The sequence below is a fragment of the Ruminococcoides bili genome (genome assembly GCF_040093295.1).
In the GTDB taxonomy this organism is placed as follows: Bacteria; Bacillota; Clostridia; order Oscillospirales; family Acutalibacteraceae; genus Ruminococcoides; species Ruminococcoides intestinale_A.
Map to the genome: position 1 here is coordinate 1 of NZ_JBBNJY010000038.1, position 14,074 is coordinate 14,074.

At 36.4% G+C, this 14,074-nt stretch carries 12 protein-coding genes; 8 read left to right on the forward strand and 4 right to left on the reverse strand.

Features of this window, described 5'->3' with window-relative positions:
- Positions 1-294: 294 nt before the first annotated feature.
- The 4 genes from pulA to AAAY30_RS09775 form a co-directional block, all read right to left on the reverse strand.
- On the reverse strand, positions 295-4,005 hold the full coding sequence (gene pulA, locus AAAY30_RS09760) for a type I pullulanase (protein ID WP_499215950.1): 3,711 nt from the start codon (positions 4,003-4,005) through the stop codon (positions 295-297).
- Positions 4,006-4,208: 203 nt separating this feature from the next.
- Positions 4,209-5,009, reverse strand: coding sequence for an ABC transporter permease (locus tag AAAY30_RS09765; protein ID WP_022233947.1), 801 nt, complete (start codon positions 5,007-5,009; stop codon positions 4,209-4,211).
- Between the two features lie 4 nt (positions 5,010-5,013).
- Complete coding sequence (locus AAAY30_RS09770) at positions 5,014-5,832, reverse strand: ABC transporter permease (protein ID WP_022233948.1); 819 nt, start codon at positions 5,830-5,832, stop codon at positions 5,014-5,016.
- Positions 5,825-6,838, reverse strand: a complete 1,014-nt coding sequence (locus AAAY30_RS09775) for an ABC transporter ATP-binding protein (RefSeq protein ID WP_195410897.1) — start codon at positions 6,836-6,838, stop codon at positions 5,825-5,827. The genes AAAY30_RS09770 and AAAY30_RS09775 overlap by 8 nt, the downstream gene beginning before the upstream one ends.
- Before the next feature lie 569 nt (positions 6,839-7,407).
- Here AAAY30_RS09775 and AAAY30_RS09780 point away from each other — a divergent pair.
- The 8 genes from AAAY30_RS09780 to AAAY30_RS09815 all read left to right on the forward strand — a co-directional run bounded on the left by AAAY30_RS09780 (position 7,408) and on the right by AAAY30_RS09815 (position 13,971).
- Complete coding sequence (locus tag AAAY30_RS09780; RefSeq protein WP_022233950.1) at positions 7,408-7,626, forward strand: DUF6514 family protein; 219 nt, start codon at positions 7,408-7,410, stop codon at positions 7,624-7,626.
- 59 nt (positions 7,627-7,685) lie between these two features.
- Positions 7,686-8,552, forward strand: a complete 867-nt coding sequence (locus AAAY30_RS09785) for a radical SAM protein (RefSeq protein WP_252558339.1) — start codon at positions 7,686-7,688, stop codon at positions 8,550-8,552.
- 171 nt (positions 8,553-8,723) lie between these two features.
- The gene (locus tag AAAY30_RS09790; protein ID WP_484330375.1) at positions 8,724-9,599 is read left to right on the forward strand and encodes a histidine kinase N-terminal 7TM domain-containing protein; all 876 of its coding nucleotides are present in this window, start codon (positions 8,724-8,726) and stop codon (positions 9,597-9,599) included.
- Entirely contained in the window at positions 9,545-10,414 is an 870-nt protein-coding gene (locus AAAY30_RS09795) for a sensor histidine kinase (protein WP_499215949.1), read from the forward strand. Before AAAY30_RS09790 ends, AAAY30_RS09795 begins: the two co-directional genes overlap by 55 nt.
- A complete protein-coding gene (locus AAAY30_RS09800; RefSeq protein ID WP_302494005.1) occupies positions 10,407-11,030 on the forward strand; it encodes a response regulator transcription factor in 624 nt (207 codons plus the stop codon). The genes AAAY30_RS09795 and AAAY30_RS09800 overlap by 8 nt, the downstream gene beginning before the upstream one ends.
- A 131-nt stretch (positions 11,031-11,161) precedes the next feature.
- The gene (locus tag AAAY30_RS09805; RefSeq protein ID WP_499222359.1) at positions 11,162-12,028 is read left to right on the forward strand and encodes a leucine-rich repeat domain-containing protein; all 867 of its coding nucleotides are present in this window, start codon (positions 11,162-11,164) and stop codon (positions 12,026-12,028) included.
- A gap of 8 nt (positions 12,029-12,036) precedes the next feature.
- The gene (locus AAAY30_RS09810) at positions 12,037-12,462 is read left to right on the forward strand and encodes a hypothetical protein (protein ID WP_022234029.1); all 426 of its coding nucleotides are present in this window, start codon (positions 12,037-12,039) and stop codon (positions 12,460-12,462) included.
- A gap of 153 nt (positions 12,463-12,615) precedes the next feature.
- Positions 12,616-13,971 (forward strand): sodium-dependent transporter, encoded by a 1,356-nt coding sequence (locus tag AAAY30_RS09815; RefSeq protein WP_195410882.1) that lies wholly within the window; start codon positions 12,616-12,618, stop codon positions 13,969-13,971.
- The last annotated feature ends 103 nt before the right edge of the window (positions 13,972-14,074 follow it).

Here is a 14,074-nt window from a genome sequence, read left to right on the forward strand (position 1 = left end):
CGATCTACAAACTTAGTTTTAGCAGGCAAACAGCGTGGCTGTTTGCGCCTGATAAATTGTTGTATCGGAAGATTTTATGGGTGCTGCCCAAACCTGCAATTTTTGAAAAAATTGAGTAAACTTTTTTGCCTTTTGGGAGGATAACTTAGCGTTAGCTAAATTTCAATGCCCGACCGACACTCCGCTAAACCATAATTTATTCCAATTTTTCGATAAAAAGCCAAAAGCAATCCCTCCGAAAATATCGGAGGGGCCGCTGCGTGACTATCGAATATTTAATTAATATCTTAATTATCACCAAGTACCTACATTATAGCCTTTATCTGTCTTTGTTGTTTTAGCATAGTAATTGGTGTCTTTTGAACCTGTGTTAATATCAACAGTCTGTGAAGAACCGTTAGTAAAGATTACGCTGTCGCAAGAAGTCGGAACAGTCAATGTATAAACTGCCTGACCGTGGTCATTATTCTCTACGAAATTCATTTTTGTGCCCGGCCAAGCAACTTCACCCTGACTGCCGCTTGTCCAATAATAACAGTAAATTGTACCGTTCCAGTTAAGTGAGTTTGCAAATGTTACTGTGTATGTACCGCTTGGAGTTGTTGTAGGCTCTGTTGTCGGTTCTGCAGTTGTAGGCTGTGCTGTAGTTGGCTGTGTTGTCGGTGCCGCTGTACTTGCTTGTGTTGTTGGCTGTGTAGGCTGTACAATATACTTATACTGACCTACTAAACTGCCGTCTGCAATATTATAAACCAAGTACATCTGAACAAGTGTAGCGTCAATTACATCAACGCTGCCGTCATCATTTGCATCTGCCGCAATAAGCTGTTTATCTGTCAATGTTGACTGCTCACTGATAAATAACTGTATAACAGATACATCATTGATTGAAATGTTGCCGTCTGTATCAACATCGCCTATCAATACTTTATCAGACGGTGTTGAAGGAATTTCTGTTGCAGATGTTGACGGCTGTGCTGTTGTAGGTTGTGTAGTCGGTGCTGTTGTAGGAACTTCACCTGAATCGTAAAGATATACAACATTGATTACGCCTGCGGAATAATTGCCTGTTGCATTTAAAGGAGTAATTACATTTTTACCTGCAACTGCAGAAGTTGTGTATGTGTCGCTTGAAGTAACCTTTGTTTTCTTGCTTACAACATCAGAGGCAATCTTTTTGCCTGTTGCAATATCAATATGGCTTGTAATTACTGTAGCGGTAAATGTGATAGCGCCGTTATTAATCCATACTTCGCCGGATGCGGCATAACCGCTTGCACCCTGCCCCGGCTCCTGAGCGATATTTGAAGTTGGGTGGAACATTACATAGCAAGCAGATGCAGGAACTGTACATTTGTACCAACCGTCGCCCTCGCTTGTCATTACTGTAGCGGTATTCCATTCGCCTGTCGGATTTTTGCCGTCGTCTGTATATGAATAGCAACGAACATCTGACCAGCTTGACGGCTTTTTGTAGTGAACTACTGTGCTTGTAGAATTAAGCTTTTTGTACTTAAATGTAATAGTTGTGTCAGTACCCGAGAAAGTACCGCTTGTGTTTGCAGGGAAACTATCTGTATCAAGCTGATAACCCTGAATTGTTGCAGGACTTACAGAGTATTCATCTCCGCTTCTCATTTTGTTCTTAACAGAGTCTTTAACCTTTGTGCCGTTTGCATCTACATAGTTTACTGTAAGGTAACCTGAGGAAATACCTGAAGATTTGTATGTAAATGTTACAGTGTATGTCTTGCCGCTTTCAACTTTACCTGTTGTTGTGCCTGTTGTATTAACAAGATTATAGTCATAAAGAAGTGTTGTATCAGGTAAAGCACGGTATGTTGTACCTGTCTTATAAGTAGCTGATGTGCTCTTTAAAACATTGCCGTTTTCATCAACATGGTTTACCTTAAGTGTACCGTATGTAGGCTCTGCATTCTGAAGATTACCGAATGTAGATGACTGAACAAGTACGCAAGTACTTCTTGCAGGGATAGAATATGATTTGCCCGAAACTGTGCCAAGACTTTCAAGTCCTGCCTTTGTGCCGTTTGCAACAACTGTCCAGCCGCTACCGTCAAGACCGATTGTGCAAGCCTGTGTACCGCTGTTTACGAGTACGCAAACCTTGCCCCACTCGCCGGCTGTGTTATTGGAATATGTATAAGCAACAACATTGCCGTATGATGACTGGAATGTAGGAGTTGAGAAGTTACCTCCCTTGAGCGGTGTGTAATTCTCTCTGATTTTAAGAAGGCCCTTATAATAATCAGCTGTTTCAGAATATGTCTTTAAACGAGTCCAATCAATGGCATTGATTGAATCGGCTGATTTATAACTGTTGTGGTCGCCCTGCTTTGTACGGCAGAATTCCGAACCTGCTGTCATAAATACTATGCCCTGTGAAGTCATGAGAAGTCCCATTGTGGCTTTCATCTGATCTGTAAGCGAAGAGGAAGTAGAGTTCCAATCCTTACTACCGTTACTAAGCACCATCTTATCCCACATAATAAGGTTATCGTGGGCATCGGCATAAGCAATTGTCTGTGAAGGAGCTTTTGCACCGAAGCACTGACCCTTTACACCGTTTACAACTGTGTAAGTTTTACCATTATTACCCTGAATAAAACCGGTTGATGCATCGTTTGTACCACCCTTAATAGCATCACGGTATGAGTCGCAGAACATACCTACTCTTGCATCAAGCTGAGAAGCTTTGCTCTGAAAACAACCGTCGCTGATTGCGGTTGAACCGCCTGTCCAAGGCTCACCGTACATAAGAATCTTCTTACCCGAACCGTCCGAATAAAGGTTATCAAGACTTGAACGAATCAGATTCATAGTAGCAATGTCGTGAATTCCCATAAGGTCAAAACGGAAACCGTCAATGTGGTACTCGCTTGCCCAATAGAGAATTGAGTCGATCATATACTTTCTGTACATAAGTTTATCGGATGCAGTTTCGTTACCGCAGCCCGAACCGTTTGAATAAACGCTTGAACTTGTTTTTCTGTAATAGTAGTTAGGAACTGTATCTGTAAAACACGAACCCTCTGTTACATATGTATGGTTGTAAACAACATCCATTACAACGGAAATACCTCTGTCATGAAGTGCCTGAATCATCTGCTTAAATTCAGTGATTCTAACATTACCGTCATATGGGTTAGAAGAATATGAACCCTCGGGAACATTGTAGTTTACAGGGTCATAACCCCAGTTTCTGTTTGTTGACGAACCTGTGATTGTTTCATCGACAGAACCGAAATCATATACAGGCATTAGCTGAACGCAGTTAATACCCGACTTTACAAGATAATCTGCAGCAGTTGATACAGAGCTTGCGCTTGTATCCGAATTAATCTTTGTGCCGCCCTCGGTAAATGCGAGGTATTTACCTTTATTGTCATCACTGACGCCCGAAGTGTCCGAAATTGAGAAGTCACGAACATGAACTTCCCATACAACTGCCTCCTGTGCATTGTTGAAAAGAACATGGTTATCGCTGTCCCAACCGTCAGGATCTGTTGAATCAAGGTCAACAACCATTGAACGGTTACCGTTTACACCTGTTGCTTTTGAATAAACATCCTGTGTTTCATTTGTTGTACCGTTTACGGTAACAAGATAAGTATAGTATGTGTTCTTAAGGTCACCGTTTACAGTAACCGACCACATACCTGTAGAGCTGTTCTTTTTAAGGTTATAAGTGCCGAGAACAGCTGCACCTGATTCGGAATCGGAACCTGTTGCATAGAGTTTAACCTTTACGGCAGATGCCTCCGGTGACCATACCTTAAACTCTGTTGAGCTTTTGCTGTAGTTTGCACCGAGATTCTGTTCGTTGTAAGCATTGCTTGCATAATTTTCAAGATAACTTGCATTGTAGTAATTACCTGCCGACACTGCTTCTGTATCTGTGGTTGCCGCTGTTGTTGACAACGATGTCATACCAAAGAGCATTGTAGCGCTAAGTAAAACTGCAAGCGTCCTTTTTAAAAACATTTCTTTCTCTCCTTTTTTCAATTTACCTTATGTATCAGTAATTAGATTTTAGCAAATTTTGCAAAGTTTTAATTTCTTTTACAGAAAATAAATAAGCACATTAAACCAAAGTTTTACTGTGCTTATTGTGTATAATTAACAAAATTGTTTTCTGTCCAAAAAATCAGTCAAAATCAGATTTTTTACGACAAAATAAGTTAAAATCAACTGCCTGCCGATTCGTAATTTTTTATGCCTATATTCCAAATAACTATACCAATCGCCATAACGATAACGGAAACAAAAACAGTCAGTCCGATGTTTAAGAGTGGATTTTCTCCTGTCATAAAATACATGGCAGGAAAATAAGAAGTGAATGCAAACGGAATTATATATGTTATAAGATTACGGATAAAATTATTGTAGATGTCAACCGGATATTTTACAAAATCATTCATCATATAGAACATATATGTAATGTTTCCGCTGCGCTTGGTCCAGAAAGAAATTGCAGCAGTACCAATTTTTATTCCCGTATAAATAAACGAGGCAAAAAACATTGCGATAAGCGTAAGCAACACCCTCAAAAAACTCCATTCAATCGCAATATGAGGCACAGCTGTAACTATAAGTCCTATGCCGACTACAAGCTCGCCAAATGCGTCAACCTGAAATTTCTCTGCCATCACATGAAACATAGGATTAATCGGACGAGTAAGGTACTTGTCAAAATCTCCTTTTCTCACAAGCCAATGCCCCATTGCCCAAAGGTTATCAAAAAACATATGATCTATTCCCTTAGGGATAAGTGAAAAACCGTAAATAAACAGAATTTCATAGAAACTCCAGCCCTTAAGATTTGGAATTTGACTGAAAATAATATTCAGAAAAAGAATATTAAATACCTGTACTATCAAAAAGCCGATTACACCTGTAAGAAAGTCACCTTTGTATTCCATCATTCTTTTAAGTTCCTGAACAATAAAAATACGGTGCATTTTCATAGCTCTTCTTAATTCTTTCATAACATCAACCTCCCTGTACACAGAGGTGCTTTACAACCGCTTTCCATATAAGTTTTGACATACCCCAGAATGCGATGCACCAAAATATCTGCAAACCGAGATAAAAAACTATATCCCAACCTGTATACATACCCATATATATCATAACAGGTGTGTATGAAAGCGAGGCGAAAGGGAGTACAGAAAGAACATTTCTGAAAACTTCGGGGAAAAATGCAAGCGGAATCGTACTGCCCGATAAAAAGCCGACTATACAATTTTTTAGCAGATTTGAGCCCCAAAGATTTTTAAATACAAATGCTGTAAAACCAAAACTGATATTAAAGAAAAAGTTAATAAGATAAGCAAACACACAACAGACTAAATAAAGCAAAAATTGTGCAATATCAAACTGCAATGAGCCTGTAAGGAAAAAACGGTAAATTTCAACGCCTGCCACCAGCGGAATAAAAATTATGCCAATTTCCATAAGCTTATTGCCAAGCTCCTGAAAAAGGAAAGTTGAATTATAACTTATCGGCTTTATCATTCTCATAGCGATAGTGCCGTCTTTAATCTCCTGTCCTATGTCATAAGTACCACCGCTGCCTATAATCTGACCTGTAAGAAATGTAAGGAAAATATACACAATCATATCTCCCTTATCAAATTCCATAAAAGACTCTCCGCCGTTTGAAATAAACACTGCCTCCCATACAAAGAAAGACACAAAACAGCCGATTACATCACCAAGTATGTAAAAAAGCCAGTTAGCACGGTAGGTAGATGCCTCTTGAAGCCCTGCGTTTACAAACGGCAGATACATTCTTAGTTTTTTAAGCATCAACCTCCACCTCCTTTTTGTAAAGGCGACGGATAATTTCCTCAATATCGGCGTCTTTTACGCTTATGTCCTTAACATTTACTTTTGAAAGTGTGTAAGAAAGCATATCGCCGACTGGTACAACTGAAGAATTAAATCTTATCTTATAAGAACTGCCGTCATTTTCAGCAACAAGGTCATCGCCTGTAAGGTTAAGACTGTTCGCATAATCAAGCATTTCAAGCACATTCGGGTTTTCGGATACAAAAGCAAGCTCTCTCATTTGTCCGAACTTTTCTTTTAATTCGGTAATCTTGCCGTCAAATACTTTACTGCCCTTGTCTATCATAACAATTCTTTTTGCAAGCAGCTCAATGTCCTCAAGGTCATGAGTGGTAAGAATTACCGTTGTATGCTCTTCGGCATTGATTTTTTCAATAGCCTTGCGTATGTTATCCTTTACTACCACATCAAGTCCGATTGTCGGCTCGTCAAGAAAAAGCACCTTTGGATTGTGCAACAGTGATGCCGCAATATCGGCTCTCATTCGCTGACCGAGCGATAATGTACGAACAGGACTTTTTATAAAATCCTGTAAATCGAGTACCTCGTTAAAAAACTCCATTCGCTTTTTAAACGAAGCGTCGTCAACCTCGTAAATTTCTTTTAATACCGTATAAGTTTCCGTAAGCGGTAAATCCCACCAAAGCTGGGTGCGTTGTCCGAATACCACACCGATTTCTTTTACATATTTTTTCCTGTTATCCTGCGGGTTCTGTCCGTTAATAACGCAAGTACCCGAGGTTGGAGTAAGAATACCCGTAAGCATTTTTATTACAGTTGACTTTCCCGCTCCGTTAGGTCCGATAAAACCGAGTATTTCGCCTTTTTCAGCCGTAAACGAAATATCCTTTACAGCCTCTACGATTTCAGATTTTGGGTTAAAAAAGGACTTTATACTGCCTTTAATTCCCGGTTCCTTAATAGTTTTCTTAAATTCCTTGCGAAGATTTTTTACTGTAATCATATTTTCCAAATTTGTCATCTCCATTTGATTGTAAAATCCCATGAACAGACACGAAATTCGGCAATCGAATAATTTTTATACGGTTGCACAAAGGATTTCAAAATCAGTAATAAGCTGCATATCAGCCGAAAACACAGATTTAACGGAAATAAGTATTTTCTTGTTCTATACGCAAGAAATATCATTGCATTTAACACGGCATGGCAACAATAAATACAGAACTGATTTAATTATATATGACAGCGTTCACTAAGTCAACACATTCCAAACATTTGTTCCGAATATTATTTATGTAATTAACAAATTTGTATAGCATTTTAACTATAATAATCATCAATGATATTTTTGTGGTTACAAATCTATACTTTTTTGTTTATTTCTGTTTCTGAAAAATGACAAAAAATTTACAATAAATCTACATAAAAAACAAAATTGTATTTTGTTAAAATATACAAAGATAAATATATACCTATACTTTTGTGCGTATTTGCCTTGACTTTTATCGTAAAACGATGTATTATCTTGCTTAAGGGTGATTGGTATTCACAAAGAAAGGTTACTTTTATTTTATGTTACTGTTCAGAATTAATACTTATTCTAACAATGCTAATATTTCCTACGGTATTGATGTAATTGACAAAGAGCGAACTGTCAGGCAATATGCCAACCTGTCCGATAATGCGGAGGAGATAAAGAAACTTGTTATTCTTTGCAATTCTCTTGATATTGAGGAATGTCACATTGACGATATAGTAGAAGATTTTTTAACTGATTTCAAAACATATTAATATAGCTATTTTCTTGCAGATGTGCTATACTTATATCATAACTTATTAGGGTGATATCAGTGATATGTAATTTATGTCCAAGAAAATGCAATGCACAAAGAAGTGAATCAAGCGGCGGCGGCTTTTGCCGAATGGGAACAAATCCCGTAATAGCGAGAGTTGCACCTCATTTTGGTGAAGAGCCTTGCATCAGCGGAGCAAACGGCAGCGGTACAATTTTTTTCAGCGGTTGTACTCTCGGTTGTGTTTACTGCCAAAATTACGAAATTTCTTCTTTACACAGAGGCAGAGAAATTACACCGCAGGAGCTTGCCGACTGTTATAAACGACTTGAAGAGCAGAATGTTCATAACATCAATCTTGTTACAGCAGATCATTTTGCGCCTGCAGTTGTAAAAAGTTTTGAAATTTACAAACCGAAAATTCCGATTGTGTATAATTGCAGTGGTTATACAAGTCCTAAAATCTTAAATATGCTTGACGGAATAGTTGACATCTATCTTCCTGATTTCAAATACAGCAATAATGAGCTTGCACTTAAGTATTCACTCGCACCAAACTATGTAGAAACTGCAACCGTAGCAATTAAAGAAATGCTGTTTCAGGTTGGGTTTCCACAGTTTGATGACCGACAGATGATGCAGAAAGGCATAATAGTAAGACATCTTATTCTTCCGTCACACACAAAGAACAGTATGGAAGTTCTTGATATTCTCAAGAAAAACTATGGCAATCAGATTCTTGTCAGCCTTATGGGGCAGTATATCCCCATGGGCAACGCTAATAAATATGAAAAGATTAACCGTAAAATTACAAGGCGGGAATATCAGAAAGTAAAAGATTACTATATGATGCTCGGCTTTGACGGATTTACACAAGAACTTGACTCTGCCGACCGTAAATATGTTCCCGACTGGGATTTTTAATGTTGTGTAAGAATCAAATTTATTGATTAATATCGACATTCATAATATAAATCAAATTTTTAAGCGACAGTTAGTTTATGCTGTCGCTTGTTTTTATTCGGTTAATTTTTGTTGCCATTCAATTTTATGCGTGTTATAATTTAAAAAATTACAGAGTATCAGGGAGTTATTATGGACACATTACTTACCCTTGGTTTAAACCTTGTTTCTTTAAGCCTTACGATTATAAGTACCGTTGTATTTATACAAAATTCATACAGTCAAAAGATGTCACGATATTTTACCGCCTGTCAGATTTTAATTATAAACTGGATAGTATGCCATATTTTTGACATTTTCACCACAAACCTTTCGGTAAAAATAATTCTCAGCAATATCGGCTACTTCTCTGTATGTACTATAGGAACTGTGTTTTTGATTTTTGCTTTGCATTACACAAAAGCCGCTACAGTAAAAAGTAAAATTTTTAAATCAGCCGTATTTCTTCCGTCAACAATTCTCTTTTTACTAAAAATCACAGATCCTATTTTTCATTTATTTTTTAAAAGTTATCAGAGCAACGAAGTAATCGGCGGAAACGGATTTTACATAACGGTTGCATATAATTACTTGTTGCTGATAATATCTGTTTGTTTAATGGTAGGAAAAAACATTAAATCTTTTAAAGAGAATTTCCCACAGATACTTTTGATTTCGCTTTCGGCAATAATTCCCATTACTTTCAACTTAATTTCTTTGCTTGATGTTTTTTCAATAAGATATGATTTTACTCCTGTATCTTTTTCAATAACTTCTTTACTGATATTTTTAGCTGTTTATAAATACGAATTTATTACCATTCCCCCGCTTACCGTAAAATATCTTATGAGCTCAATAAACGAAGGAATAATTGTTACAAATCAAAAACATAAAATTACCTATATTAATGACGCAGTAAAAAAGCCTTTAATCTTGATGACAGTATTTTACATAAAGATTGTATTACAGCATTTATGCGTATTGCGGAAATCACAAACAGCGATATTTCAAAATTCAGCGATTTACTGAATAAAAACTCAGGTTCATTAGATGTTTCCGTTTCGGAAAACAAATACTTTGAAATCAGCAAAATGCCCGTTTGCAACGAAAAAAGAACCGTATCCGAAATATTTGTTTTTTATGATGTAAGTACATATTATATGCTGAATAAAAAACTGTCAGAAAAAAATCAAGAACTTACAAAAGCAAATACACAGCTTGCTAAGATGAATGTAATAGAAAAACGACTTGCCGTTGAAAAAGAACAGACAAGAATTGCGCAGGAACTTCACGATTCTGTCGGTCACGGTCTTGTTTCAATTATGACATTGCTAAAGCTGTCGCTGATTGACAAAAACAATTCTAATGAAAATACAAAAAAGGCTTTGCAAGCATCCGAATTATTACTTAATGATGTAAGAAAATGCGTTGTCGGCATTAAAACAGATACAAAATCAAGCATTTCTGCCAGAATACAAGATTTTATATGTAATTACAATTCAGGAAACAGCTGTATTAATTTTACTGAAATGGGCGAAGAAAAATCATATCACGGTTTTGCATCCGACACAATTTTCAGCGTTGTTCGTGAGGCTGTCACCAATTCAATCAGACACGGAAATGCAAACAAAATTGAAGTTATACTTAAATTTTCAGAGGATTGTATCAGACTTTATATAATTGACGACGGTACAGGCTGTGATAAAATTGTTCCTGATTTCGGACTTAAAGGAATGAAAGAAAAGATTAATTCTATCGGCGGAAATATTGAGTTTTCTTCATTACCCGGTAACGGATTTTCCGTAAAAGCATATATTCCCGTGGAGGTGATAAATTATGATTAATGTTATAATTGCAGACGATGATGAAATTTTCAGAAACGGTTTAAAGATAATTATTGAACAGGACAAAGATATAAAGGTATGCGGTCTTGCAAGTAACGGAAATTCGGCATATGATTTATGCAAAACAGAAAAGCCCGACATTGTACTTATGGATATGCAAATGCCGTATTGTGACGGCTCAAGTGCTACTTATAAAATAAAGCAGGACTTTCCGAATATTAAAGTGCTTGTATTAACCACATTTGACGATAAAGCCACAGTAAGCAAAGCATTGACAAGCGGAGCGGACGGATATGTGCTCAAAGATGTAGATGAAACAAAAATAGTTAATGCTATAAAAAGCACAATGCTCGACATAAATGTTTTTGGAAAAACTGTTTTTGACAGCTTGAAAGAAAAAATTGTTAAAAATAATACTCACGCAGTAAAACTTACAAACAGAGAAACCGAATTGCTTGTCAATGTGGCAAAAGGACTTAGCAACAAAGAAATTGCTAAAACTATGTTTTTATCGGATGGAACTGTGCGAAACAATATTTCTGCACTTCTTTTAAAACTTAATTTAAAAGACAGAACTCAACTTGCTGTTTATGCAGTAAAAAATGATTATATTTAAAAAGATTAACGGCTCATTTTAAATTTATTGAAATGAGCCGTTTTATCGTAAAAACAGTGACAAATGTCATCTATCATTATATTCTTTTATATGCTATATTAATGGCATATAAAAGAAGTGTAGGTGATGTTATGAAAAAGCAAAATAAAAAATTACTGGTAGGTCTTGCTGCCATTATGTTGGTATCCTGTTGCATATTTATTTTTATCACTCAAGGTTTTTCGGGTACTCACAGATGGGGCGGTTTTCAGTACGAAAACGACAAATATTATAATAACAATACCGCTACCATAACAAAAGCATACTATCCTAAAAAACAAATGGTTATTCCCTCTACAATCTGTTTTTATAAAGTTCGGGCTTTGGGCGGTTATGTTTCAAGTCGCTCACTATGGGGTGTTCACAGAACCGGAATGTTTGAAAATGATAAAGTTGTCGAAGAAGTCATAATATCAGAAGGTATTGAATCAATCGTTAACGGATGTTTTCATAATGCAATTGCCTTAAAAAGTTTGGAATTTCCAAGCACAATAAAAGATATATCCGTTACTGATTGCAAAAATCTGACAAGTGTAAAATTTTCAGAAAATACAGTTGAAATAGAAGATTTATCATTTCAAGATTGCTCTTCATTGGAAAAGATTACTCTCCCTGAAAATATCGCTTGCGACGGTATATCCAATGATGCTTTTTACAACTGCACATCTTTACAAGAAATAAACATACCCGATTCAGTAACCCGTATCAATTATTGGGCATTTTATAATTGTGTTTCGCTAAAACAAATTGATTTATCAAAAAATATTACAGAAATATCTAAATGTGCTTTTAGCAAATGCTCCGGTTTAGAAAAAATATATATTTACGAAAAATGCACCTCAATAGCAGACAATGCTTTTGACGGTTGCTGCAAGTTAACCATATACGGAATAAAAGGTTCATATGCAGAACAATATGCAACCGAGCATAACATACCTTTTACGGAAATAAAGGAATAATTAAAACAATGGATAAGGAAATAATTAAAGATAACAAAATAAAACTCATCATATGTATTATACTTTCATTATCAATTTTCAGTATATATATTCCTATTAATACAGGCGGATATTTTACAATAATAATGTGGTTTGTTCAAATTATCATACCAATTATTTTCGGAGTGCTGATAAAGGAATATAAAAACTTTTGTATTTGTATAGCCGGTCTGACTTTATCAAATATACTAAGCAGTATTTTTATATGGATATGGGTACAAAACCAAATTACAATGGTAAAAGAATCAGTTAAAAACTATGGAGCAGTATTTGCAATTGCCGCATTCGGTATAATTGCAGATCTTTCAATTATATTTACTGTCTTTGTATGCATAGAGTGTATTATATACTTTATTGTACGATATAAAAATTACAAACAAAAATTAAACAGCTGACTTTAACCGACAGACAACAGATTTACCATAGTCTTTGCCTGTCAATTTTTTTATATTTTGTTTTTAAAAAAATTAATATTCATTATGTATTGTTTTATTTATAAAATTATGGTATAATCAATTAAAAATTTCTTAAATGAGGGATATATTATTATGGAAAAGAAAAGAAGTAACTTTTCCGGTGGCCTGGGATTTGTATTTGCTGCGGCAGGCAGTGCAGTAGGCCTCGGAAACATCTGGCGATTCCCCTATCTTGCCGCACAGTACGGCGGCGGTATTTTTATTTTGGTTTACCTTATATTAGCCGTAACCTTCGGTTTTGCAATGCTTACCGCTGAAATTGCTATCGGAAGAAAAACAAAGTTAAGCCCTGTACTTGCCTATAAAAAGCTCAACAGCAAATTCGGCTTTTTGGGCGTACTTGCAGTTATAGTTCCTATCATAATCTGCCCTTACTACTGTGTAATCGGCGGTTGGGTAACAAAGTATGTTACAGTATATGCACAAGGTCTTGCTACACAAGCGGCAGGAGATAATTATTTTTCTGACTTTATCGGTAATCCGTGGTCACCGCTTGTATTCTTTCTTATATTTATGGGATTAAGCGTATGCGTAATTTTGATAGGTGTTAAAAACGGCATTGAAAAAATCAGTAAATTTCTGATGCCTATGCTCATTATTCTTACAATCGGAATTTCGGTTTATGCACTGACACTTCCGGGTGCGCTTGACGGCGTTGCCTACTACCTTGTACCGGATTTCAGCAAATTCTCCTTAATGACGGTTGCAGGTGCTTTGGGACAGCTTTTCTACTCAATGAGCCTTGCAATGGGTATTATGGTTACCTACGGTTCATACACAAAGAATGAAATCAACCTTACCAAATCTGTAAACCAAATTGAAATTTTTGACTCTGCCGTTGCACTTCTTGCAGGTCTTATGATTATTCCTGCCGTTTATGTATTCAGCGGGGAGGCAGGTCTTTCAAAAAGCGGCCCGGGTCTTATGTTTATGACTCTTCCAAAAGTATTTGACCAAATGCCCGGCGGCGATGTTGTTGCTCTGTTGTTCTTTATTCTCGTATTCTTTGCGGCAATCACAAGTGCCATTTCAATTATGGAAGCTATAGTTTCCTCACTTATGGACAAATTCCATGTAAACAGATGTGTTGGCTGTCTTATCGTAATCGGACTTTGCTTGTTGATGGGTATTCCGTCATCACTCGGAAACGGAATCTGGTCTGATTTTAAAATTTTCGGAATGGATATTCTGACATTCTTCGATTTCTTCAGCAACAGTATTCTTATGCCGATTGTAGCGTTCTTCACCTGTATTCTTATAGGTTGGGTTATCAAACCAAAGACTATTACAGATGAAGTTACACGCAACGGCGAAGCTTTCAAAAGAAAAGGTTTGTTTAATGTAATAATTAAATATGTCGCTCCGATTTGCCTTATCATTATTCTTGTAACATCAATTCTTACTCAATGCGGAATTATTACTATCTGATTTTAACAGAAACTGCATCTTGTCATATGACCCGACCCCCAAAAGTTAGACCTAAAAAATCTAACTTTGGAGGTCGGTATTTTTATGTCAAAATACAGTTATG

Excerpts from the sequence above, each read along its gene's own strand:
- pulA (WP_499215950.1), bottom strand. The coding sequence starts at position 4,005 with ATGTTTTTAAAAAGGACGCTTGCAGTTTTACTTAGCGCTACAATGCTC.
- AAAY30_RS09765 (WP_022233947.1), bottom strand. The coding sequence starts at position 5,009 with ATGAAAGAATTAAGAAGAGCTATGAAAATGCACCGTATTTTTATTGTT.
- AAAY30_RS09770 (WP_022233948.1), bottom strand. The coding sequence starts at position 5,832 with ATGCTTAAAAAACTAAGAATGTATCTGCCGTTTGTAAACGCAGGGCTT.
- AAAY30_RS09775 (WP_195410897.1), bottom strand. The coding sequence starts at position 6,838 with ATGATTACAGTAAAAAATCTTCGCAAGGAATTTAAGAAAACTATTAAG.
- AAAY30_RS09780 (WP_022233950.1), top strand. The coding sequence starts at position 7,408 with ATGTTACTGTTCAGAATTAATACTTATTCTAACAATGCTAATATTTCC.
- AAAY30_RS09790 (WP_484330375.1), top strand. The coding sequence starts at position 8,724 with ATGGACACATTACTTACCCTTGGTTTAAACCTTGTTTCTTTAAGCCTT.
- AAAY30_RS09795 (WP_499215949.1), top strand. The coding sequence starts at position 9,545 with ATGCGTATTGCGGAAATCACAAACAGCGATATTTCAAAATTCAGCGAT.
- AAAY30_RS09800 (WP_302494005.1), top strand. The coding sequence starts at position 10,407 with ATGATTAATGTTATAATTGCAGACGATGATGAAATTTTCAGAAACGGT.
- AAAY30_RS09805 (WP_499222359.1), top strand. The coding sequence starts at position 11,162 with ATGAAAAAGCAAAATAAAAAATTACTGGTAGGTCTTGCTGCCATTATG.
- AAAY30_RS09810 (WP_022234029.1), top strand. The coding sequence starts at position 12,037 with ATGGATAAGGAAATAATTAAAGATAACAAAATAAAACTCATCATATGT.
- AAAY30_RS09815 (WP_195410882.1), top strand. The coding sequence starts at position 12,616 with ATGGAAAAGAAAAGAAGTAACTTTTCCGGTGGCCTGGGATTTGTATTT.